We start from the raw sequence: 21,795 nt of genomic DNA, 5'->3' as shown, positions 1-21,795 counted from the left end.
AAAGCGTAGTGTATTTCCGAAGCGTTATTATCGCACACAAGTTTTTTGTGTCGCAGTTTATGGATTTCATATCAAAAATTTAACCTTTTAGTTAACAGCCTTTATTTAAATCATAGTAAAACGGGAGTGCCGATAAAGACACTCCCGTTTTACTATGATTATGCTGCCAGATTTATTTGTTTTTGTTCAATCCAAGATTTCATTTTAATAAACAGTGGAACAAACAATGCTCCAATGACGACGCCTTTAATAAGATTGAATGGCAATATACCGGCAATCACTGCAACCCATTTTGCTGTAGCTCCAGCCATTTCGGGGGCTCCGATAAACCATGCGTAAGCCGGCAATATGACAAAGTAGTTGAGTAGACTCATACCAAGCGCCATAATGACTGTTCCACTTACCAGACCGGAAACAACGCTCTTCGTCCCTTTATATCTATGATATAGAAAAGCAACAGGTACAACAAACATAACGCCAGCAAGAAAATTCGAAGCTACACCGATTGGATCACCTGCACCTGAAACAACCAAATACAAGAGGTTTTTGATCCCTTCTACAACGACCCCGGCTATTGGTGAAAAGATCAGAGCTGCGATCAGTGCTGGCACTTCGCTGAAATCAATCTTTAAATATGGTGGCAGAAAAGGCAATGGAAAATTCAAGAAAAACAATACGAGTGAAATTGTCCCCAATAGTGCCAGAATAGTAAGTTTCAGCAGATTTGATGATTGAACATCCTTTTGCAATGTTATTCTCCTCCCTCATCCCGATCGATTCACATCTTTGATTAATGAAGGATAAGCCACCTCCTTTTGGCGGGTTGTTGCAAGCCAAGTTACCATATCTTATTCGGCGGAACAAATTCCGCTGCCAATATAAAAACCCTAAAACCTATTCGGGGCTTTAGGGTATCATTTAAAAGGAAATATCAAGGTACAAAACTACACCAATTTCTCGGCTTGTCATCTTCTCCCATCCAGACTGTAACTGTCGGTTCCGGACTCACACCGGATCCACCGCTGTACCTTGATAAAGCGGGTCACGGACTTGGAGCACTTAATATACTCCTTACCGTCGGTCGGGAATTGCACCCTGCCCCGAAGATGTTGAATCGATATGTTATTTTAAATGTATTATACAATAAAATTTTGCATTTGAAAAGAGAAATGTTTCAATTTCCTAAACCAATTTTGAAAAAAATAAACCCAACACTTCAGATGCTCCAATCCTAAAAACCACACACTCAAATAAGGCTTGAGACTACACAAGATATATTCGATTTTAATCGAGCGGGTTCAGACTCTCTTCCCCGGTGAGGTTGCTTAGCATTGATACAAGCAGTTCTATTTCCTCGTCAATATCTTTAAGGCTGGATGTCTCAACCGGTGAATGCATGTACCTTAATGGGAGCGATACAAGTGATACAGGCACGCCAGGCCCAGTCAGCCGCATACGATCTGCGTCTGTTCCGGTCATCCGCGGTGTCAGTTCATATTGCACTTTCATATTCAGTTGGCGAGCGGTTTTTTCCAGTAATTGATTGATTTTTATATTAATTGGGGCACCTTTTGCCAATACCGGGCCACCATCAAGCCTCACGTCACCATGCTTGTTTTTATTAACGGCAGGGTAATCTGTAGCGAACGTGACGTCAATGGCAATGGCCATCGATGGTTCCAACCCTGCTGCTGCAAAATAGGCACCGCCCATATTTGTTTCTTCGTTAACGGTGCTTGCTGCATAGACACCGACATTGATGCCTTTTTCTGAAAGTTGCTTTAGTACTTCGGCAATAATGAACGCTCCTGTCCGGTTGTCCAAACCGCGGCCGGATAAATAACGATCCATCAAGACTTCCGGCTCCGTTTTATAAACAGCCAGATCTCCAATTTGCACGTTTTTTTCCGCTTCCTCTTTTGATTTATAGCCGCAGTCAATGAACAAGTCCTCCAAATCGAAGTCATCCTTCAGGCCGCCATGATGTTGAGCATTAACACCGATGACACCTGTCACCTGTTCATTGAATCCAAGTATCGTGACCTTCATGCCGACTGCTGCTTTCGGATTAATGCCGCCCATTTTATCAAAATGCAAAAACCCGTTATCATCAACACGGTTTATGACGAGTGCGATCTCATCACAATGACCTGCGAGCAACACTTTGAATGGTGCATCAGGATTCAGTACACCAATCGCATTTCCTGCGTTATCCGTTCTGATTTCATCAGCGAAATCTTTAACATAATCAATCCATTTTTTCTGAATCACCATCTCCCTGCTGGAAGGTGATGGCGTGTTTAATAGATCCATCAAAAATTGCCTGTTCCCCTTTTCCATGAAATTACCTCCTTATAAATTTTATTCAGCGGGCGCATTTTCTGCTGAATACCAGCTGAACCGAATCGGGCATTTTATATAACTATGTCAATGATAGCAGATTTGACGACGGAATTCGATGTGTCATTCTATACCGGGCTTTTTGTACAACCTCTGATAGAGCACTTTTGTTTACGTTGTTACCGTTATTGGGTAAACTTTAACAAGAAATTAAATAAGGAGTGGTCAGTTTAATGGACTTAAATCAATGGTTTGAAAAAGGAATGGATCCTGATACCTACATTGAATCAATGGATGAAAACAAAGAGAACCTGTTACATATATATGACAACTTCACACCGCCTGAAAACGAAAATTTTGCGCAGAAGCTTGCTAAAAAAAACTTACGCGTCATCGTTCTAACAGAGGACTGGTGCGGTGATGCAATGCTGAATATCCCAATATTGCTCCATATGTCAGAACAAGCTGATATGCCGGTCAAATTTTTACTGCGTGATCAAAGCCTTGAACTAATGGATCAGTATTTGACAAACGGCAAATCCCGCTCCATCCCTATCTTCCTTTTTATCGATGAAGATGGCAATGAAGTAGCCAAATGGGGGCCAAGAGCCGAAAAAATACAGCAATATGTTGACGAATCAAGAAAACGATTACCGGCCAAGGATGACGAAGGCTACAAGGAAAAAGCAAAAGAAATGTACCTGTTCATGACAAAAACGTTCAGGGACAATAGGGATTTCTGGCAGGATGTTTATGCAAGTATACAATCAAGAATCGAAGCAAGCACCGACCTGTAAATTCCGGTGCGTATAAGTCATTACACCCTTTGCCAATACTAACAATGTGAAGTAATCCCCCACTGATTGTTAGATAAACGAATCGGACATTTACTGGCGGTTACCCACACAACTCCTTCGTATACCTTGACATTTAAAATGAGGGGCTTACTGCCACATGTGGGAAAAATTTGTTATGGGCAAAGGTGACCGACATGAATCTTGAGTCATTTAAACATATCTTCTACCGGATGCCGGTTGTCGTCAGGCTTCTGCTTGCCGTATGTGTCCTAATGCTATTATTTGGAACAATCATCCATTTGATTGAACCTCAGCAATTTCCATCAGTGTTCGACGGTGTATGGTGGGCTTTTGTTACAGGCGCCACAGTGGGCTATGGTGATTACGTCCCACTGACAATAGTAGGCAGAGTAGTCGGCATGTTACTCATACTTTCCGGCGGCGGAATGCTGACATTCTACATTACAACCTTAGCTGCCAAGACGATTAATCATGAAAGTGACTTGTCGGAAGGAAAAGTTTCATTTAACGGCAAAGACCACATTGTCATCATTGGATGGAACGAACGGACTAAACAACTGGTTGAAATGATTGCTGACAAAGATTCAAACCAGGAAATAGTACTGATAGATCGGACTTTAAATGAACTTCCATACAGGCATTATCCGGTTCATTTTATCCACGGTGATCCAAGCGAGGATGCCGTGTTGGTCCAAGCTAAGATTGAAGAAGCCGAGTCGGTTCTGATCAGTTCAGATGTAACAATAGAAGAACGTAAAGCTGATATCAATACGATTCTGGCTACTATCGCTGTGCGGGGTAACAATCAGGATATACAAATCAATGCAGAGATCCTGACCATCAGTCAGGTCGAAAATGCCATTCGTGCCGGTGCTGATACCGTTATCAGTTCGAATGATTTTATGAGTACTTTGTTTTACCATGAGCTTTTTCATAAGCAAAACACTCCCCCATTCGAAACCGTATTAAATCTATTGAAGGAACAACAATTTTCACATATTAAATTGCCGGAGGAACTGGATGGGAGTCCATTTAAAGAAGCCGTCACCTTCTTTTTGGAAAACCACGAACTATTGATTGGTGTTATCCGCGACGGTGATTGGATGATGAACCCGTCTAAAGAGACTAGCCTGTCCAGTGAAGATACGCTGATTATTTTATCCGACTGGGGATAGAAATCGCACCGTTTAATACCTTCCATCCCCCACCGGCACGTCTTCCTGAGCTGGCCTTTTATTTTTGCCCAGATTCGATATTTATGCTACAATGTTTTATTGTGTAAAAAGAATCGAAAAAATAATAGGAGTGTTCGGCATGATAGACAATTTTGAAACGGGTCAGATTTTAGAAGGCAAAGTCACCGGAATTCAGCCATATGGTGCATTTGTCGCCCTGGATGATGAAACACAGGGACTCGTCCATATTTCCGAGGTGACTCACGGATTCGTTAAAGACATTAATGACTACCTGGCAATCGGCGATGACGTTAAGGTGAAAATATTGAATTTAGATGCAGAAAACAATAAAGTGTCTTTATCAATTCGTGCAACTCAGGGGCCGCCTAAGAATCAAGAGAAAGGCCAAAAAAATACTGCCTCTAAGCAGCAGGAAGATACAAATCCGGGATTCAATACACTAAAAGACAAGCTGGATGAATGGATCAAACAATCAGATGATCGCGTAGAAAACTATAAAAAGTAGACTTTGGAAGAGAAGCTTTTTCATCAATAGAATGGGAAAGGCTTCTTTTTTATCATTAATAGACGAGAAGACCCCAACTTCAAACAATTCATAGGATGTTAAGTGGCGGGTCGTTCAAGAAATGCTCACTCTTGATTCAGGCACTTTATTTCGGGTAAAGTAAAGTAGAATGTTGAACTAAGGAGGATATCATGACGTATATCAATTTTTCCTATGACAAGGCACTGGATTTTTTTAGCCAAAAAGAACTTGATTATCTATCAGAATACGTAGAATCTGCACATCATAAACTTCACGATAAATCCGGCCAAGGCAATGATTCTTTAGGCTGGCTGGATTTGCCGGAAAACTATGACCGGGAAGAATTCAACCGGATTAAATCCTCCGCAGAAAAAATACGGAAGGACTCAGATGTACTGCTTGTGATTGGTATCGGCGGATCATACCTTGGCGCAAGAGCAGCAATTGAAATGCTGAACCACTCATTTCAAAACCTGCTAGCTGATGAACAGCGAAGAGCGCCGCAAGTATTGTTCGTCGGGAACCATTTGAGCTCGACTTATATTCATGAATTATTCGATGCTCTTGAAAATAAGGATGTCTCGATTAACGTCATTTCCAAAAGCGGGACGACAACTGAACCGGCAATTGCCTTCCGCATTTTCCGAAAGTTTCTTGAGGATAAATACGGTAAAGATGAAGCCAAAGAGCGAATCTATGCGACAACCGACAAAGAAAAAGGCGCATTAAAAACAGCTGCAGGGCAAGCAGGGTATGAAACATTTGTAATTCCCGATGATGTCGGCGGGCGTTATTCAGTCTTGACGGCCGTCGGTCTGCTGCCGATTGCCGTAAGCGGTATATCCATTGATGATATGATGCAAGGCGCAAAAGCGGCTATGGATGATCTGGCCGAGCCGTCGCTGGACAATAACCCGGCCTACCAATATGCGGCTATCCGGAATATTTTGTATAACAAAGGCAAGGCCATTGAAATGCTGATCAACTATGAACCGCACCTGCACTATTTCAGCGAATGGTGGAAACAACTATTTGGCGAGAGTGAGGGCAAAGACCAGAAAGGCGTCTTTCCAGCCTCAGCCAACTTCACAACTGACTTGCACTCATTGGGTCAGTACATCCAGGACGGGCGCCGGGGCCTGTTCGAAACGGTCCTGCACGTGAACAAGCCGAAAGAAGATATAACGCTGGAAGCTGACGACGAAAACGCTGATGGTCTTAACTATCTTGCGGGAAAAACGCTGAATGATATCAATGATAAAGCCTATCAGGGCACATTGCTGGCTCATACTGACGGCGGTGTTCCAAATGTTACAGTCGAAGTGCCCGAACTTGATGCCTATACATTTGGCTATCTTGTTTACTTTTTTGAAAAAGCCTGTGCGGTGAGCGGCTATCTGCTAGGTGTTAATCCCTTTAACCAGCCCGGTGTTGAAGCCTATAAGAAAAATATGTTTGCCCTTTTAGGCAAGCCCGGTTTTGAAGAAGAAAAGGAAAAATTGGAAAAACGGTTGTAATTGCACTTTCCAAGAAAAGTATTTCAACTTTTTTTCAGATTATGTTTATATTTTTAATTACGGGGTAATACTATAACCGTAAGACTTTCTCGTATTCCCCCTGTAAGCAAGGCGTACAAATGCCTTGCTTTTTTTTTGCTGTTTGGACCAGTCCATAAAATTATTTCCTAATGACGCTTACCTTCAGTTAAATGCTTAATCAGTTAACCTTTTTGGAATGATGCATTATAATAGCTGTTAAGTCTCAATTTTATATTTATTCAATAGGAGGTCAACAATGGGAAATTTCGAAAAGGTATATAACCGCAATAATACACGATCGGTTAAATGGGATATGCGCAGTACTATTTTTCAATCTGATGAAGTGCTGCCGATGTGGGTCGCGGATATGGACTTTAAGGCGCCACAGGCAGTCAATGACGCTTTGATTGAACGTGCAAAACACGGAATATACGGCTACACGATAATTGACGATGATGTGAAAAATCCGATTATGAACTGGATTTCGAAACGACACAATTGGAAGATCAACAAAGAATGGCTGTCATTCAGTCCTGGTGTCGTGGCCAGCTTACATATGGCTGTTCAGGCTTTCACAGAACCAGGGGATAACATTCTGGTTCAAACACCCGTCTACACCCCTTTTTACAGTGTGATTGAATCGCATGACCGGAAAGTCGTAAAAAATCCGCTTCAACAAAAAGATAACTATTACCATATCGACTTTAATGATTTTGAAGATAAATTGAAGCAAGGCGTGTCAGCATTTATCCTGTGCTCACCGCATAATCCAATAGGACGTGTCTGGACAAAAGAAGAACTTGAAGAGATGGGGCGGCTTTGCCTGAAATATGACGTACTGATATTATCGGATGAAATTCACGCCGATCTGATTTATCCGGGTGAAACGCATATTCCACTCGCTTCTTTGTCGGAGGATATTGCGGCCAAAACGGTTACGTTTATGTCTCCATCGAAAACATTTAACCTGGCCGGACTGCAGGCATCCTATATCATCACATCTGATAAAGAGACAAGAGAAACGTTGAATGCACAGCTGCTCAGACAAGGCCATAATATGCTTAATACTATGGGAAATACAGCACTGGAGGCCGCCTACAAGTATGGCGAAGAGTGGCTTGATGAACTTCGGGAGGTACTAAAGGAACACAAAGATTACGTCATCAGCATGCTGGAGGAAAAAACCGACATATTTTCCGTTACCCGATCGGAAGGCACGTATTTGCTGTGGATTGATTGCAGCAAATTGCAGTTGGACAGCAATGCTTTAAAAAAATTCATGAATGAAACAGCAAAAGTCGGTCTTAATGCCGGCGTCGATTACGGTGAAGAAGGAAAACTGTTTATGCGCATGAACATCGCTTGTCCGCGTGAAACTTTGGAAGAAGGCGTCAAACGGCTGATAGACGCGGTGAATAACCGTTAATAAAAACAGAGAAAGAGGCTGGGACAAAACCCAGTAAACATAAAAGAAGCGTGGCTTACCGTTTAGGTGAGATACCACGCTTTTTTTATATTATCGTTTATTTTTTAGTAAACAAAAAGGATCGCCTCTGATAAAATTAAAGTAACCACACCATAACCATCGGAGGGATCCTTATGTTTAAACATTATAACATGAATCAAGTGGTTTTGCCTTTAGATTTAGAAATAAAAATAGAGGAAAATGATATTGCCTATGCCGTCAATGAAGTCGTGGAAACTATCCCGGATGATGCCTTCACAGGTTTCCGGCGTGACACAGGCTGTCCAGCTTATCATCCGCGCATGATGATGAAGATTATTTTATGTGCTTACACGCAATCTGTTTTCTCCGGCAGAAAGATCGAAGGATTACTACATGACAGTGTCCGTATGATGTGGCTGGCTCAGGGATATGAACCAACGTATCGCACCATCAATCGATTTCGTGTGCATCCAGAGGTTAAAGAGTTACTGCGTCAGTGCTTCGTCCAATTCCGCTGCCAGCTTGTACAGGAAAAACAGATTGATGAAGAAGCGATTTTTATCGACGGGACTAAGATTGAAGCGAATGCCAATAAATACACATTTGTTTGGCGGAAAGCAATAGAGAAATACAGCGCCAAATTGGTGGAGAAGTCCAATCAAATGTATGATGAATTGCTGGCAAACGAAATTATCCCGGAGATCGAACGGGAAAGCGAGGACGAATTATCCACTGATGAACTCAGGCAAATAGCCGAGAAACTGGATGAGAAAGTCGAAGCGTATGACAAAGAGATTGAAGCACGTGAAAAAGGAAGCGAACGGAAACAGCTTCGTTCCGAACGTAAAGCGCCGAAACAATACCGCAAACGGTTCAGGGACTTTGTCGTGCGCAAACAGAAATACCAACAGGACATGGAAATCTTTGGAGAACGCAACAGTTATTCAAAAACGGATCATGATGCCACGTTTATGCGCATGAAAGATGACCATATGAGGAATGGCCAACTGAAAGCAGGTTATAATGTGCAGCTTGCGACAGAAGGTCAATATGCGCTCGCTTATGATGTATTCCCAAACCCGACAGATACACGTACTTTCGTTCCTTTCCTGGATCACATTGAGGAAGGTTACTTTGAGCTGCCTAAGTATATCGTGGCTGACGCAGGCTATGGCAGTGAACAAAATTACGAAGACGTCCTCGAGAACAGGGAACGCACGCCCCTGATCACCTATAACCAATATCGAAAAGAAAAGAAAAAGAAATACAGAAATAACCCTTTCCATTCCGCTAATTGGGAATATAATGAGGAAAATGATACGTTTATCTGTCCGAATGGTCAAAAACTGACATTCCGTTATATATCCAATCGAACAGACCGATATGGTTATACACGAACATTTAAAGTTTATGAGTGCGAAGACTGTTCCGGTTGTCCGTTACGATCTCAATGTACCAAAGCAAAAGAAGGCAATAACCGGAAAATTTATTATAATGAGAAGTGGGAAAATCAAAAAGCTTATACGAGGCGGAAGCTTTCGGAAGAAGAAACTGGCGAAATTTACGGACAACGTAAAATCGATGTGGAACCAGTCTTCGGATTTCTGAAGGCTAATTTGCGTTTCACACGTATGTCTGTTAGGGGACAAGACAACGTGGAAAATGAATTAGGATTTGCATTCATGGCGGTAAACTTGAGAAAGTACACCGCCGAGAAGACAAATCCTACCTTAGATGATGACAATAATTCAAATCAAAAAGGTTCCAACCATCAAAAAGTGATGATTGGAACCTTTTTTAAGTCATTTTTGGCTAGTTATGTCCCAGCCTCTTTTGTTGTTTTCTGTTTGTATTCCATTCTATCCACAGACATTTTTTTGATAATCATCTATTCTTTCTGTTTTTCATTAAAATTAGTCGGATCTGTCGGGGTCTCTGATGATTGTTTTTCATCCTTGGCGATAAAGCCGCATGCTATTCTGGCACCCGACTCACCCCCGGGCTGACTGACCCCGTCATCCTGTTTCTCATGAATAACGAGTGATGTGCCTTCACCAGCAAGAAGCGACTTTTTACCGTCCTGCAGTGTAGCTTCCGGCAACATCAATTCAGCGTTCACAAGCCCGCCCGAATCCGCTTCAATATTCGGCAAGTCGCCAAGATGTGAGCCTTCCGGATGCATCAGCCCATGTTCGTTGCCTAACGGATTAAAATGACTACCAGCAGTCGTGAAATCCGGCTGGTCACATTTCGGGTACTCATGAACATGAATCCCGTGGTAGCCAGGCTCGAGCCCTTCAAGTTTCACTTTAAAATCGACACCGCCATCTCCTTCAGTCAACTTTACAGTACCAATCATATCCCCCGATGAATTAAACATATCGACCGTCCGCGATGTTTCATTATTCCCCTGACAGGCTGACAAAAAAGCGGACAGCACAATTATCAATATTACCCTCTTCATGAATGCTACTCCTTTGCAGATGCTTTATATTCAGTATCTGCAAAGAAGCCCAAAAATAAACAAGCCGATTTCAATCCCGATCCTGATCAGTTTTCTCCTGATATTGTTCCTCTACTCTTTTCGCTTCTTTTTTTGAATATTTTATAAAGAAGTACGTCGCCAGTACCGCTCCTATCATAAATATAACGAGCATGATGACTGCCGGAATATATTCCGATTTATCTTCCGGAAAATATAAAAACTCCATCATAGATGATCACTTCCTTTGTCTTTATTGCAGCATCACAGAAAATCCATGTCAACAGAAACCTAATAATTGCCGGACCCATACCAAGTTTGGCACAATAGTATTAAAGGAGGTTACGATCAATGGCAGTTTCCGTTGGAGACATTGTTGAAGTAAAATATAATTCAGGTAAATACATAGGTGAAGTGCTCGAGGATCGTGGTGAACGCTATTTAGTCAAAGTTCATGCCGTTTTGAAGCACCCAACTCAAGGTGATCTGCATAATCCTGGTGAAACAGAGGGCGTCTTTTTCCAGGAGCGAAAAGCCCTCGCCCACTACGAAAAAATGAACGTTGTCAAATCAGCCGTAAAAAGCTATGACGGCGAGCCACCGGATTACCACACATCACTGCAAGAAGCCGTCACTAAAATAAAAGAGAAACTTTCCCAAAAAGACACCGCGTTTAACAGGCAATCCCTGAAACAAATAGAAGATCTGGAGCAGAACACTTACACAAAAAGCTATTATAGATAGTGAAACTTCATTCATTAGAACACTTTTCCCTTATATGCGGGATATTAAAAAGGAGCTAGCGGGTCTTCCTCCCTAGCTCCACAATACAGTAAGGCGCTTAAGTTATTACTCGCCCAGGTGTTCGTTCACAACCTCGGTAACGCCTTTAATCGCTTCTTCTTCATCCCCGCCATTTGCTGTAATTTTTACTTCTGCACCTTTGGGGATTCCTAATGACATAACGCCCATAATCGACTTAAGGTTAACATCTTTGCCATTATATGAAATTTCAATTTCCGATTCAAATTGTCCTGCTTTATTTACGAGTAGAGTTGCCGGACGTGCGTGCACCCCGGTATCAGCTGTAATGGTGAACGTTTTTTCCTGCATTCCTTTTCATCCTTCCAAAAATAAATTCCTAACGTATATATTCCGCTGTGAAGAAATACTATACATCAGTATTATTATAAACAATATAAGGGATTTTTGAAATAAAAATGCTGAAAATCCTGTGTCATTTTCGTGAAATTTGTCTTTACCTGGACAATGTGGTACCGTAACTTTGAATGAATTTGTATTCAGGAGGCGAAAAGCATGAGTGTACATATAGGGGCCAACAAAGGTGATATTGCTGATAAAATTTTGCTGCCCGGAGATCCGCTGAGAGCAAAGTTCATCGCGGAAACCTTTTTGGACGATGTGACGCAATATAACCAGGTACGCGGCATGTACGGCTTCACCGGTACTTATAAGGGTGAACGGATATCCGTGCAGGGCACAGGGATGGGTGTGCCATCCATTTCCATTTACACTAACGAATTAATCCAGGAATATGATGTCCAAAAATTAATTCGTGTCGGTACTTGCGGAGCCATTCAAAACGATGTCAAAGTGCGTGACGTTATTCTGGCTCAGGGCGCAACAACTGACTCACAGATGAACCGGATGATCTTCAACGGCATTGACTATGCACCACTGGCCGATTTTGAACTGCTGAAAAATGCGTATGATACCGGCAAAGAACAGGGTCTGAATTTACGTGTCGGAAACGTGTTCACGAGCGATACGTTCTATCGTGACAACGCTAGAGAAGTGAATGAGCTGCTGGCAGCATACAATGTGCTGGCTGTCGAAATGGAAACAACAGCACTATACACACTTGCAGCAAAATTCAACCGTCAGGCTCTCACTGTTCTGACAGTATCCGATCATATCCTGACCGGTGAAGAAACAACAGCCGAAGAACGCCAGACAACCTTCCACGACATGATGGAAGTTGCTCTTGACACAGCTATAAAATAAGACGAAAAATCCGAACTGATTCAAAGCTCCTCAGACAGATATTTGAATCAGTTCGGATTTTTTATAGGATGGGCTGTGTAACAGCGAAAAATACGAAGACTCCCGGGGGGGTGATCCACAGTAACGAGAAAAACTTCCGCCGAATAGGCTTCGAGTTGCGAGGAGTGCTGCTTATCCGAAATGACTTCCAACATGACGAGCACCAATTATCTTTCCGAATCGATCGTTAAAACAAATATCAACATTGTCCAGTCTCTTTTTTTAATTTTATTGTAAACCTAATTATATTGTTGGTTGACAATAATTGTGATTCTGTTTATGATCATTTATAAAAGGAGGGTTAAAATTGAAAAAACTACGCACTGTTGATTTAACTTTTGGTGCCGTCTTTGTCTGCCTGATGGCTATCGGGGCGAACATTACGGTATGGTTTCCGATGCTTGCTTTGCCTATCGGAGGCGCGACTGTCCCGCTGTCCTTGCAGACTTTTTTCGCCACCATTGCTGGTCTGATGCTTGGCAAGAGGCTCGGGGCCATTGCCATGATTACATATATTCTTGTTGGTATGGCAGGTGTTCCGGTTTTCGCGCAAATGAAGGCAGGCCCGATTCAGCTCATCTCCCCAACTGGCGGATTTATTATCTCTTTTATTTTCGTAGCTTTTTTTGCCGGTTTAGTTGCTGAGCAAAGCAGTAAACCGTCTGTTCCAATATATGGACTTGCTTCGATTGTGGGACTGATGTTCAATTATGGAATCGGGGTAACCTATATGTATATTGCTATGAATACCTGGCTTGAATTAAACATTTCTTATGGTGTTGCCTGGGGAAGCATGATTCCATTTTTAATAAAAGATACAGGACTCAGCTTTCTTGCCGCCCTGTTCATGTTCAGCCTGGCTAAGCGAATCCCCTCGAGATGGCTTTCAACCGTAAAAGCTTGAAGCAATAAAATCCCGTTCATCCTTTTTTGTTCAAACAAGCATTGGTTATGCTAAAATATATATAACTATTTTAAGTAAGAGAACAACAGAGAGGATGTACCTGCTTTCATGGATTTCTTTGCAAACTTCCCGCTATGGGCAGCGTTATCTGCAATTGTTTTCGCACAAGTAATTAAAATTCCGATCCGATTAATTGCAACTAGAGAGTTTAAACCCGGTCTTGCCTTTTCAACAGGCGGTATGCCAAGCAGCCATTCCGCCGCAGTGGCCGCACTGACAACCGCTGTCGGCATTGTAGAAGGAGCGGATTCAGTCATGTTCGCCATCTCCGCCGTTTTCAGTGTCATCATCATGTTTGATGCTTCCGGTGTTCGCAGACAGGCGGGGGAGCAGGCCATTGTGATCAATCAACTGGTCGAGGATTTCCAGTATTTTATGGAAGGTGCAAAAGACTGGAACCGAAAAGAATTGTATCAGAAACGCAAAGAATTGAAGGAACTTCTCGGTCACCAGCCAATTGAAGTGTTCTTCGGCGGGCTATCCGGCATAGCCATTGCTTTCTTTCTTTATCAGTATTACTAAAAGCGCGGCATGATAGAGAAACTGTTTTTCCACAAAAATTGTCATCTAAAAAGCCGCCTCACTCTGTTGTGAAGCGGCTTTTGCATTTTTAGCTTTCATTAATCTGTTTTCGAAAGACCTGCATTGCCTCATTTTCGTTCAGATTATTCAAAACTTCTTTGGACAACTCACCGTCGCCCTTCTTAACGATATAAACTTCAACCTCTTTCTTGCCCCATTCATTATACACATCTTCAACTGTCTCGTAATATAAATCAATCTGATTTCCGTTTATGGCACTGCCTATGTCAGCAACAACACCATACCCGTAACCCGGGATGTACAAGATTGTTCCAATTGGAAAAACATCCAAGTCCGCCGCAATCGTAGAGTACAAATCTCGTTGAACCTTTACACCTGAATACGTAATCCCATATTGAGGGTGATCCGGGGTTTTGCCGGTCGATTCCACTCCGGCGGTATAGCCAGTTGCCATAACAGTCCTGCTCGGATACTGCTCAGTATTCACATACTCTTCCAATGTTTTAGGCCCTTCAATTTGCTCACTCGAAATAAACCTTTCCGGCTGCTCTTCCACGTTCAGTCCCTTTTTCTTTAGCGTAACTTCTTTATGTTCAGCTTCACCGGTAGACGCGACGACTGATGCTGTCTTATCCTCGGCTATCCAGGCTTCTACATCTGACATGGTAACATTCGAGATTGATGAAAATGTTACGAATAATGCCCCCAAAAACAACAAAGACATCGCAAGCCTTCTTAGTAAAGTAACTCTATTCAATGATAACACCTTTCCGGCAGTATTTTGATTTTGCTGAACAGTCAGAAATGCTGTTTCGAGACTATTACCCTAATTAACTGCCTACTTGGACAGTGTTACCAAAAAATAAATTTATATACGATTAAATATAAAAAGTTATCAGAATAATGAAAAGCGTTGACCCTGAAATTTAAGGATCAACGCTTTTATCCTCTGTCATACTAGAACATCTGATATCCGCTCTTGCGGAGGAATTTGATCACAAATCCGGAAACAATCGTTCCGGCAAAGCCTGCGACCAAAATGCTGACATCCGCAATGGTTATCTCCGTCAACCCGGAAAATGCTGCAGCAAATGACTCTCCCGGGGCTGTGAAATACTCCGCCGTGGATATATTATCAACAATAATTAGAACAACAAACGGATAAATAAAGGCCATGAGCCATGTACGACGCAGAAGCATATTCAATATAAAGGCCAGTCCAAAGAAGATGACAAAAAACAATACTATGGAAACAACAAACTGTATCAACGCTGTATCTCCCTTCACCAATGCATACAGCCATCATTTTATAATAAATACAGGAAAAAGCAAAGACAGCAAACTCACATTTACCGATCTAGTAGAAAATATTGAATTTCCCTTTTCGCATCAACAGACCCAGTCCCCCCAATTTCAGCAGATAGCGGTTATCGATGATTTTTTTCAGGATAACAGCTTTCAACCCAAACAACTTCCGATTATTAAAAACATCACCAATAGCATCGCTGTTGCCGAGCGAAGCAACTGTTCCAAGCAGATCCGGCTGGAATTCATCAAGATCATCAGTACCCTTTACAAGTGCTTTGATATTGTGAGCAACCGTTTCGGCTTGCTGAACGGCTATTTGGGCTGTTGGCGGATAAGGTGTATTTGTCTTTCTATCCATAATCAATGCGCAATCACCGATCGCAAATACATCATCATAATCGGGTGCACGCATATCCGGACGCACTTCAATTTTGCCCTGATGGTGCTCGAATCCCGATTCTTCCAATATGGCATTGGCACGAACGCCGGCTGCCCACACCATTGTATATGTCGGGATAGTCGATTCTTTACCATCTTTTTCAAATATAATACGATCGTGCTTACATTCTTTCAGAGTAGCTCCGGTTATAAATTCAACACCGCGTGACTCAAGTGAACTCATCGCGTATTCTGACAGTTGGGGGTCAAATCCGGGTAAAACAGTTGATTCCACCTCAATATTGATTATTCGTACTATTGACTTATTAACATCGTATTCTTTACAAAGCTCCGGAATCCGGTTTGCCAATTCCCCGAGAAACTCAACGCCGGTAAACCCGCCGCCGCCAACAACGATATTAAGTCTTCCCTGGTTCTTTCCATCTTCATACTGATACATGGCAAAATTATATTCCAGATGATCCCTGATAAGCCGGGCACTATTGATATTTTCTATCATGAATGCATTATCTTTCAGACCCGGGATGCCGAACGTGGCTGTCTCGAACCCTAAGCCAATAACAAGGATATCATAATACAATTCCCCATTCTGCAGTTTTACTTTCCTTTTATCAGGTTTTATCGAAACCACAATGTCCGTTACAAAGTTGACTTTAGCTGTATTCACAACATCCTTGATGGGAATTCTTGTCCGGTCATGGTGCAATGTACCGGCTGCATTTTCGTGCAGCCAGGTAGTCTGATAATGGTAGTCGTATTTATTAACAAGCGTTATTGTTGATTTGTTCATGTTTAACATCTTCTGCAGCTTAACTGCAGTCATGATTCCCCCATAGCCGGCACCTAAAATGACAATGTCCGGTTTCTCCATTATATAATCACTTCCACCTTTACAATTCTTTTTATCTATATAGCAAAACTCAAATTAACATGAAGCAGGTTTGTAACACAATTGTAAACCATTTAATATATTATTCTTTTTCGGGCCCTGTTGCAAGACAAATTTTGGATGTTGAGTAAATTGTCACACCGTCCGGTTGTATCAATACACATGTACGCCATGTTTGTGGTACGATAGGCGTGGTATATTTATCGAATAAATTCATTGGGGGGACATCCATGTCAGATAAACTATTCGACGTAACCATTATTGGAGCCGGTCCCACAGGCTTATTCACCGCTTTTTATGGTGGAATGCGCCAGGCGAGCGTTAAAATAATGGAAAGTTTGCCACATACTGGCGGGCAATTGACTGCCCTGTATCCAGAGAAATATATATATGATGTTGCCGGATTCCCGAAGGTTCGTGCACAGGATTTAGTGGACAACCTGGAAGAACAGGCTAAAATGTTTGACCCGACAATCGTTCTCGGACAATCAGTTGAAAAGGTGGAACGGCTTGAAGATAATACATTTAAATTAACGTCCAATAACGGCGAAGAGCATTATACCAAAACAATCATTATTACAGCGGGCAATGGTGCTTTTCAGCCGCGTCGACTGAATGTTGAAGGCTGTGACCAGTATGAAGGCATTAATCTGCATTATCATGTAAAGGATATGAATGCCTATCAGGGACAGCATGTCATGCTCCTGGGCGGTGGTGATTCAGCAGTAGACTGGGCATTAATGCTTGAACCCATTGCCGAAAAAGTAACACTGGTACACCGCCGGGACAAATTCAGAGCACATGAACACAGTGTCGAGCAATTGATGAATTCCAGTGTCGATATCGTAACGCCTTACGTGCCTGCTTCTATTAGCGGGAACGGAAAGATTGAAAATGTTACGCTGAATGAGGCTAAAGGCGATACATCACTAGACGTTCATGTTGATTCTGTGCTTTGTAATTATGGCTTTGTTTCAACGCTTGGCTCTATTAAAGATTGGGGACTTAATATCGATAAAAACAGTATCGTCGTCAATTCGCGGATGGAAACCAATATCCCTGGTATTTATGCAGCCGGTGACATTACGACCTACTCCGGGAAAGTCAACTTGATCGCCACCGGGTTCGGGGAAGGACCGACAGCAATTAATAATGCCAAACAATATATTGATCCAAAAGCACGCATCCAGCCAAGACATTCAACAGCGATGTTTTAATTGAAAGTCTGGGAATACCCCAGGCTTTTTTGCATGGATTGAAGTTCACAGTTAACTTGCTCGAAGTCACAAAAATCACCCGATGAAAACTCAACCAAAAAAAGCCGCATTTGCTTCGTTTCACAGCAAATACGGCTATTCATCGACTGTTTAGCATTTTTCCGGTGTGCCACTACGGCGGTCTGTTCTGAATGACGAACCGCATCCGCATGATACAATGGCGTTAGGATTATCGATCGAAAATCCGCCGCCCATCATGTTTTGTTTAAAGTCAATAGTCGTTCCTTCGATAATCGGGACGTCCTGCTTATTCATGACAACCGGAATACCATTTATATCTTCAACCGTGTCCAGATCTTCATTAACGTCATGGTCAAATCCCAATGAATAGGAAAGGCCACTGCAACCGCCGCCTTGTATGCCAAAGCGCAGACAGGCACCTGCTTCTTCTTCCTTCATCATTTCTTTGACCTGATTTGCCGCCCCATCTGTAATCGAGATAACCATATATATCCTCCTCTTTAGTAAGATGAGTCAATTCAATTGTTACTATTAAGTATACAAACTATCAGCTGATGAATCAATGGTGACAACTTATGCCGTAATCAAGCCTTGTTTAGCCATTAGCTTTCAGGTCTGAACAACTGCTCCGTTTTTGTCCAGTTCCCGGTAAATTGATTTTAATCTGGGAATGCCCTCTGCAACGATCTCGCCATTAATGAGAACAAGCGGATAAAAATACTCGTCGTCTAAAATACGCCCTGCCCATTCCTGGTGCTTCTCATTGTCCGGCGGCTGTTCAATATCAATATACTCATATGAAATATTATCATCGGTATATTTTCTGCCTATTGCGGCCTGCAGCCATTCATACGTATCCTTGGCCCCCGGTGCGCCGACACAACTGGCACAGATCTGTTCAGCCCCGTAAACCGTTATAAGGATATAATTATCCATATCGGATCCCCCTCGTATTATTCACTAATTTCATTTTACAAAAAGCCTGATTAAAGATAAAATAAAAGTAATTAAGAATGTAAAACTAATGGATAGATTTTTTAACCCATCCATTTTATAATGGTAATAAGAAGAAACAGGTTCAAAAACTGGTCACGATATTGAATAACCCCAGAAAGGAGAAGATGGATAATGCAAGAGCAGGTACAGGAAGTATTAACCAAACTCCGTCCGTTTTTATTACGTGACGGCGGTGACGTAGAACTTATTGATGTGGATGATGATGGCACTGTACTTATTCGTCTTATGGGTGCTTGCGGCAACTGCCCAAGTTCCACTATTACCTTGAAAGCCGGAATTGAACGGGCACTGAGATCCGAAGTTCCCGGCGTGACAGAAATCGAACAAGTATTTTAAATGACATATAATAGAAAAAAGGCAGACGATACCAAGTCTGCCTTTTTTCATTTAACCGGTGTGATTGCCTGCTCCCCATTTAATACAGCCTTCAGATTATCAAGACAAAGCTCCAGCATTTTTGTTCGGGTCGCGGCGCTTGCCGATCCGATGTGCGGAAGACAGACAACATTATCGAGCCCTGCAAGCGGGTGCTTCGGAGAAATCGGCTCGTTGACAAACACATCAAGCCCTGCTGCCCGGATTTCATTGTTTATCAGAGCATCATACAATGCTTCTTCATCCACCGTCCCGCCACGGGAAGCATTCACAAAGATTGCGGATGATTTCATCGCCTTGAAAGCGCCTTGATTAAACATTTCCGATGTCTGTTCGGTTAATGGTATCAGTGAAACTACAAAGTCTGCCTCTTGCAGCAATTCCGGGAAATCTTTATAAACGGCGCCTAATTCCTGTTCTGCATTTTCCTTCCTTGAGCGGTTATGGTACAGAATCGACATACCGAACCCTTTGGCACGTCTAGCTACCGCTTCGCCTATTCTCCCCATTCCGACTACACCAATAGTTTTACCATGAATATCAGACCCTGCCAGTAAGTAAGGTGTCCAATATTTCCATTTGCCTTCCCGAATATAATCAGCCGCTTCGATCAGGCGGCGTGCTGTCGCCATCATCAACGCAAACGTCAAATCCGCAGTTGTTTCCGTCAATACGTCAGGTGTATTCGTCACAACAACACCATGTTCACGAGCAGCTTCCACATCGATGTTATCAAAGCCAACCGCCATATTCGCAACAATTTTTAAATTTTTAGCAGCAGTTAGAACCTCATGGTCAATTGTTTCTGTTAATAAACATAACAATCCATCAGCTGAGGCGGCTTCCTTCAGCAGCACATCCCGGGGTACCGGTACATCTTCTTTTTCCCACATACGGAATTCAAACGAATCACGGTATGGCTGTAACACCTCATCAGGAATTCTCCTGGTTACATAAATAACAGGCTTCATTGTATCAACACTCCAGTTCATATGCTTTTTCCATTAAAGCCAGTGTAACACAGGAATCTGCAATTCATCACAATTAATGCCGGCATTTTCAAAAAACAATGCAAGCCTTTGTTCGTATAGAGGCTGCTGCTGAATGATAGCTGACAGCTCCGAGTGAACAGAGTCATAATCGTCAGTCGAAAACCCGCGTTCAATGGCATCAAATATATGAATTGGATACAGCAAGCGTGCATATAATAACCGCCAGCCAAAGATGGATAATGGCCGTACACGCTGGTAATCATCCAAAAACACACGGATATTATTCATTGGATCATCGTTTTCACGTAACTTCAGTCGGATATACTCTGCCAGGTCACGTGTCGGATGATCAAATGCAAGATCATTCATCCAAAGCACAGGCTTGTTAAGCTGACTGTGGTACCGACTGAATACGATTGTCCCCTGATCAGTGTCATGGAATCGCTGCTCGGTTTCACTTTCCTGCATGTACTGGATAGCATTTTCGCTTAAACCTATGATATATGGCAAGCAGTCCATCAACATACTGTAATAAGCATTCGAATGATTATTTGCTTCTGATTCGATAGCTTCCTCAAATGCTGTCAGCTTTTCTATCCATAATGTCTTCCATTGGCCATAACTTGAGATGGTCTGAGGCTCATACTGATATAATGATCCGGTTCTATGAAAAGCCGCCAGCTGCTCGCCATGTGCAGGGTGGTTTCCGGAAGAAGCATTATTTACCCGCAATACCATGTGGTAGCTGTCATTATATCGCGTATACCATTCGCCCTCACTGTTTGGAATGGGTATGGACATATGTCTGTAATTATTCTCCTGTAAATAGTACGCTAATGCTGCCTGTTCCATATGTATTACTTTCTTCTGTTTGGCAGAAATGGTAAAATAAACATAATTAGCATCTTTAAATCCTTCTCTTCCATCCCAGACCGTCTTTTCCTGCGGTTGGATACCATAATATGCTGCCAGAAAATCCCTCAACATGGTCACCCCTTTTTGTCTTATTACTTTAATATATATGTTTGCAAATGCTCTGTTTTAACTAAATAAATGAAAAGGTGATAACAATGGATAACAATACGAATAAAACCAAATTAGAAATTAAAGCACGGGAATGGCTCATAGAACGCGGTGTCACTATAGAAGATATTGCAGATCTCGTATATTATCTGCAGGCAGATTATCATAATGATCTAAGTATGGATGACTGTCAGTTCAACGTTGAGCAGGTGCTGGGAAAGCGGGAAGTTCAGAATGCCATTTTAACCGGCATTCAGGTGGATAAGCTGGCAGAGGATAAGAAACTTGATGAGCCTCTTCAGCGGACAGTTGAAATCGATGAAAGTTTGTACGGAATCGATGAAATTGTCGCTTTTTCGATCGTCAATGTATATGGATCGATTGGATTTACGAACTATGGCTATATCGACAAACAAAAACCGGGCATATTGAAACACCTGAATGATAAATCGACTGGCGAGTGCCACACTTTTCTCGATGATATTGTCGGTGCGATTGCCGCCGCAGCGTCCAGCCGGCTCGCGCATGCCGCAGCAGACGATGAATTACTCGATGACTGACAAGGCTGTTCTCTCCCGCACATCCTTTCCAGCTGTATATCAATAAAGTCACCGAACCGAAAGCTATAAAGAGCAA

At 42.3% G+C, this 21,795-nt stretch carries 25 protein-coding genes and 1 riboswitch; of the genes, 13 read left to right on the top strand and 12 right to left on the bottom strand.

Features of this window, described 5'->3' with window-relative positions; translation table 11 throughout:
* Positions 1–158: 158 nt before the first annotated feature.
* Together ON01_RS17435 and ON01_RS17425 are read right to left on the bottom strand one after the other, a co-directional pair.
* On the bottom strand, positions 159–749 hold the full coding sequence (locus ON01_RS17435; RefSeq protein ID WP_010532306.1) for an ECF transporter S component: 591 nt from the start codon (positions 747–749) through the stop codon (positions 159–161).
* Positions 750–963: 214 nt separating this feature from the next.
* Positions 964–1,112: riboswitch (FMN riboswitch) on the bottom strand.
* A gap of 172 nt (positions 1,113–1,284) precedes the next feature.
* Positions 1,285–2,340, bottom strand: coding sequence for a M20/M25/M40 family metallo-hydrolase (locus tag ON01_RS17425; protein ID WP_010532304.1), 1,056 nt, complete (start codon positions 2,338–2,340; stop codon positions 1,285–1,287).
* A gap of 233 nt (positions 2,341–2,573) precedes the next feature.
* Here ON01_RS17425 and ON01_RS17420 point away from each other — a divergent pair, with 233 nt between their 5' ends.
* From ON01_RS17420 to ON01_RS17395, 6 genes are all read left to right on the top strand, one after another.
* Positions 2,574–3,137, top strand: coding sequence for a thioredoxin family protein (locus tag ON01_RS17420; protein WP_010532303.1), 564 nt, complete (start codon positions 2,574–2,576; stop codon positions 3,135–3,137).
* A 170-nt stretch (positions 3,138–3,307) separates the two neighbouring features.
* Positions 3,308–4,333, top strand: a complete 1,026-nt coding sequence (locus tag ON01_RS17415) for a potassium channel family protein (RefSeq protein WP_245545023.1) — start codon at positions 3,308–3,310, stop codon at positions 4,331–4,333.
* 139 nt (positions 4,334–4,472) lie between these two features.
* Complete coding sequence (gene yugI, locus ON01_RS17410) at positions 4,473–4,859, top strand: S1 domain-containing post-transcriptional regulator GSP13 (RefSeq protein ID WP_010532301.1); 387 nt, start codon at positions 4,473–4,475, stop codon at positions 4,857–4,859.
* 191 nt (positions 4,860–5,050) lie between these two features.
* Positions 5,051–6,397, top strand: coding sequence for a glucose-6-phosphate isomerase (locus tag ON01_RS17405; protein ID WP_010532300.1), 1,347 nt, complete (start codon positions 5,051–5,053; stop codon positions 6,395–6,397).
* Positions 6,398–6,674: 277 nt separating this feature from the next.
* Entirely contained in the window at positions 6,675–7,844 is a 1,170-nt protein-coding gene (locus ON01_RS17400; RefSeq protein ID WP_010532299.1) for a MalY/PatB family protein, read from the top strand.
* A gap of 173 nt (positions 7,845–8,017) precedes the next feature.
* Entirely contained in the window at positions 8,018–9,871 is a 1,854-nt protein-coding gene (locus ON01_RS17395) for an IS1182 family transposase (protein ID WP_010532298.1), read from the top strand.
* Here ON01_RS17395 and ON01_RS17390 read toward each other — a convergent pair.
* Positions 9,754–10,329, bottom strand: coding sequence for a superoxide dismutase family protein (locus ON01_RS17390; protein WP_029329183.1), 576 nt, complete (start codon positions 10,327–10,329; stop codon positions 9,754–9,756). The genes ON01_RS17395 and ON01_RS17390 overlap by 118 nt on opposite strands.
* Before the next feature lie 70 nt (positions 10,330–10,399).
* Positions 10,400–10,579 carry a hypothetical protein gene (locus ON01_RS17385; RefSeq protein ID WP_010532296.1) on the bottom strand — a complete coding sequence of 60 codons (180 nt, stop codon included), beginning with the start codon at positions 10,577–10,579 and terminating at the stop codon, positions 10,400–10,402.
* Between the two features lie 119 nt (positions 10,580–10,698).
* Between ON01_RS17385 and kapB the strand changes: the two genes are divergently transcribed.
* Positions 10,699–11,091, top strand: coding sequence for a kinase-associated lipoprotein KapB (gene kapB, locus ON01_RS17380; protein WP_010532295.1), 393 nt, complete (start codon positions 10,699–10,701; stop codon positions 11,089–11,091).
* Positions 11,092–11,196: 105 nt separating this feature from the next.
* Here the strand turns inward: kapB and ON01_RS17375 are convergent, their stop codons facing one another.
* Entirely contained in the window at positions 11,197–11,460 is a 264-nt protein-coding gene (locus ON01_RS17375; protein ID WP_010532294.1) for a phosphocarrier protein HPr, read from the bottom strand.
* Positions 11,461–11,664: 204 nt separating this feature from the next.
* Here ON01_RS17375 and deoD point away from each other — a divergent pair, with 204 nt between their 5' ends.
* The 3 genes from deoD to ON01_RS17360 all read left to right on the top strand — a co-directional run bounded on the left by deoD (position 11,665) and on the right by ON01_RS17360 (position 13,897).
* Entirely contained in the window at positions 11,665–12,372 is a 708-nt protein-coding gene (deoD, locus tag ON01_RS17370) for a purine-nucleoside phosphorylase (RefSeq protein WP_010532293.1), read from the top strand.
* Positions 12,373–12,718: 346 nt separating this feature from the next.
* Positions 12,719–13,315, top strand: coding sequence for a biotin transporter BioY (locus tag ON01_RS17365; RefSeq protein WP_010532292.1), 597 nt, complete (start codon positions 12,719–12,721; stop codon positions 13,313–13,315).
* Between the two features lie 108 nt (positions 13,316–13,423).
* Positions 13,424–13,897 (top strand): divergent PAP2 family protein, encoded by a 474-nt coding sequence (locus ON01_RS17360; RefSeq protein WP_010532291.1) that lies wholly within the window; start codon positions 13,424–13,426, stop codon positions 13,895–13,897.
* An 88-nt stretch (positions 13,898–13,985) separates the two neighbouring features.
* Here ON01_RS17360 and ON01_RS17355 read toward each other — a convergent pair whose 3' ends face one another.
* The 3 genes from ON01_RS17355 to ON01_RS17345 form a co-directional block, all read right to left on the bottom strand.
* The gene (locus ON01_RS17355; protein WP_010532290.1) at positions 13,986–14,642 is read right to left on the bottom strand and encodes a 3D domain-containing protein; all 657 of its coding nucleotides are present in this window, start codon (positions 14,640–14,642) and stop codon (positions 13,986–13,988) included.
* Positions 14,643–14,875: 233 nt separating this feature from the next.
* Complete coding sequence (locus tag ON01_RS17350) at positions 14,876–15,187, bottom strand: YuiB family protein (protein WP_010532289.1); 312 nt, start codon at positions 15,185–15,187, stop codon at positions 14,876–14,878.
* An 88-nt stretch (positions 15,188–15,275) separates the two neighbouring features.
* Complete coding sequence (locus ON01_RS17345; protein ID WP_010532288.1) at positions 15,276–16,496, bottom strand: NAD(P)/FAD-dependent oxidoreductase; 1,221 nt, start codon at positions 16,494–16,496, stop codon at positions 15,276–15,278.
* A 248-nt stretch (positions 16,497–16,744) separates the two neighbouring features.
* Between ON01_RS17345 and ON01_RS17340 the strand changes: the two genes are divergently transcribed.
* Positions 16,745–17,731, top strand: coding sequence for an NAD(P)/FAD-dependent oxidoreductase (locus tag ON01_RS17340; RefSeq protein ID WP_010532287.1), 987 nt, complete (start codon positions 16,745–16,747; stop codon positions 17,729–17,731).
* Between the two features lie 150 nt (positions 17,732–17,881).
* Here ON01_RS17340 and ON01_RS17335 read toward each other — a convergent pair whose 3' ends face one another.
* Both ON01_RS17335 and ON01_RS17330 read right to left on the bottom strand, forming a co-directional pair.
* Positions 17,882–18,238 (bottom strand): HesB/IscA family protein, encoded by a 357-nt coding sequence (locus ON01_RS17335; protein ID WP_010532286.1) that lies wholly within the window; start codon positions 18,236–18,238, stop codon positions 17,882–17,884.
* A gap of 123 nt (positions 18,239–18,361) precedes the next feature.
* Positions 18,362–18,688 (bottom strand): YuzD family protein, encoded by a 327-nt coding sequence (locus tag ON01_RS17330; RefSeq protein ID WP_010532285.1) that lies wholly within the window; start codon positions 18,686–18,688, stop codon positions 18,362–18,364.
* Between the two features lie 192 nt (positions 18,689–18,880).
* Here ON01_RS17330 and ON01_RS17325 point away from each other — a divergent pair, with 192 nt between their 5' ends.
* Positions 18,881–19,105 (top strand): NifU family protein, encoded by a 225-nt coding sequence (locus ON01_RS17325; protein ID WP_010532284.1) that lies wholly within the window; start codon positions 18,881–18,883, stop codon positions 19,103–19,105.
* A 47-nt stretch (positions 19,106–19,152) separates the two neighbouring features.
* Here ON01_RS17325 and ON01_RS17320 read toward each other — a convergent pair whose 3' ends face one another.
* A complete protein-coding gene (locus ON01_RS17320; RefSeq protein ID WP_010532283.1) occupies positions 19,153–20,115 on the bottom strand; it encodes a 2-hydroxyacid dehydrogenase in 963 nt (320 codons plus the stop codon).
* A 33-nt stretch (positions 20,116–20,148) separates the two neighbouring features.
* A complete protein-coding gene (locus ON01_RS17315) occupies positions 20,149–21,123 on the bottom strand; it encodes a protein kinase family protein (RefSeq protein ID WP_040912596.1) in 975 nt (324 codons plus the stop codon).
* Between the two features lie 83 nt (positions 21,124–21,206).
* Between ON01_RS17315 and ON01_RS17310 the strand changes: the two genes are divergently transcribed.
* The gene (locus tag ON01_RS17310; RefSeq protein ID WP_010532281.1) at positions 21,207–21,719 is read left to right on the top strand and encodes a phosphatidylglycerophosphatase A family protein; all 513 of its coding nucleotides are present in this window, start codon (positions 21,207–21,209) and stop codon (positions 21,717–21,719) included.
* Positions 21,720–21,795 lie beyond the last annotated feature (76 nt).

Origin of the sequence: Lentibacillus jeotgali, assembly GCF_000224785.1 — a bacterium.
Taxonomy (GTDB): Bacteria; Bacillota; Bacilli; order Bacillales; family Amphibacillaceae; genus Lentibacillus; species Lentibacillus jeotgali.
This window is presented reverse-complemented; position numbering and strand designations above follow the sequence as displayed.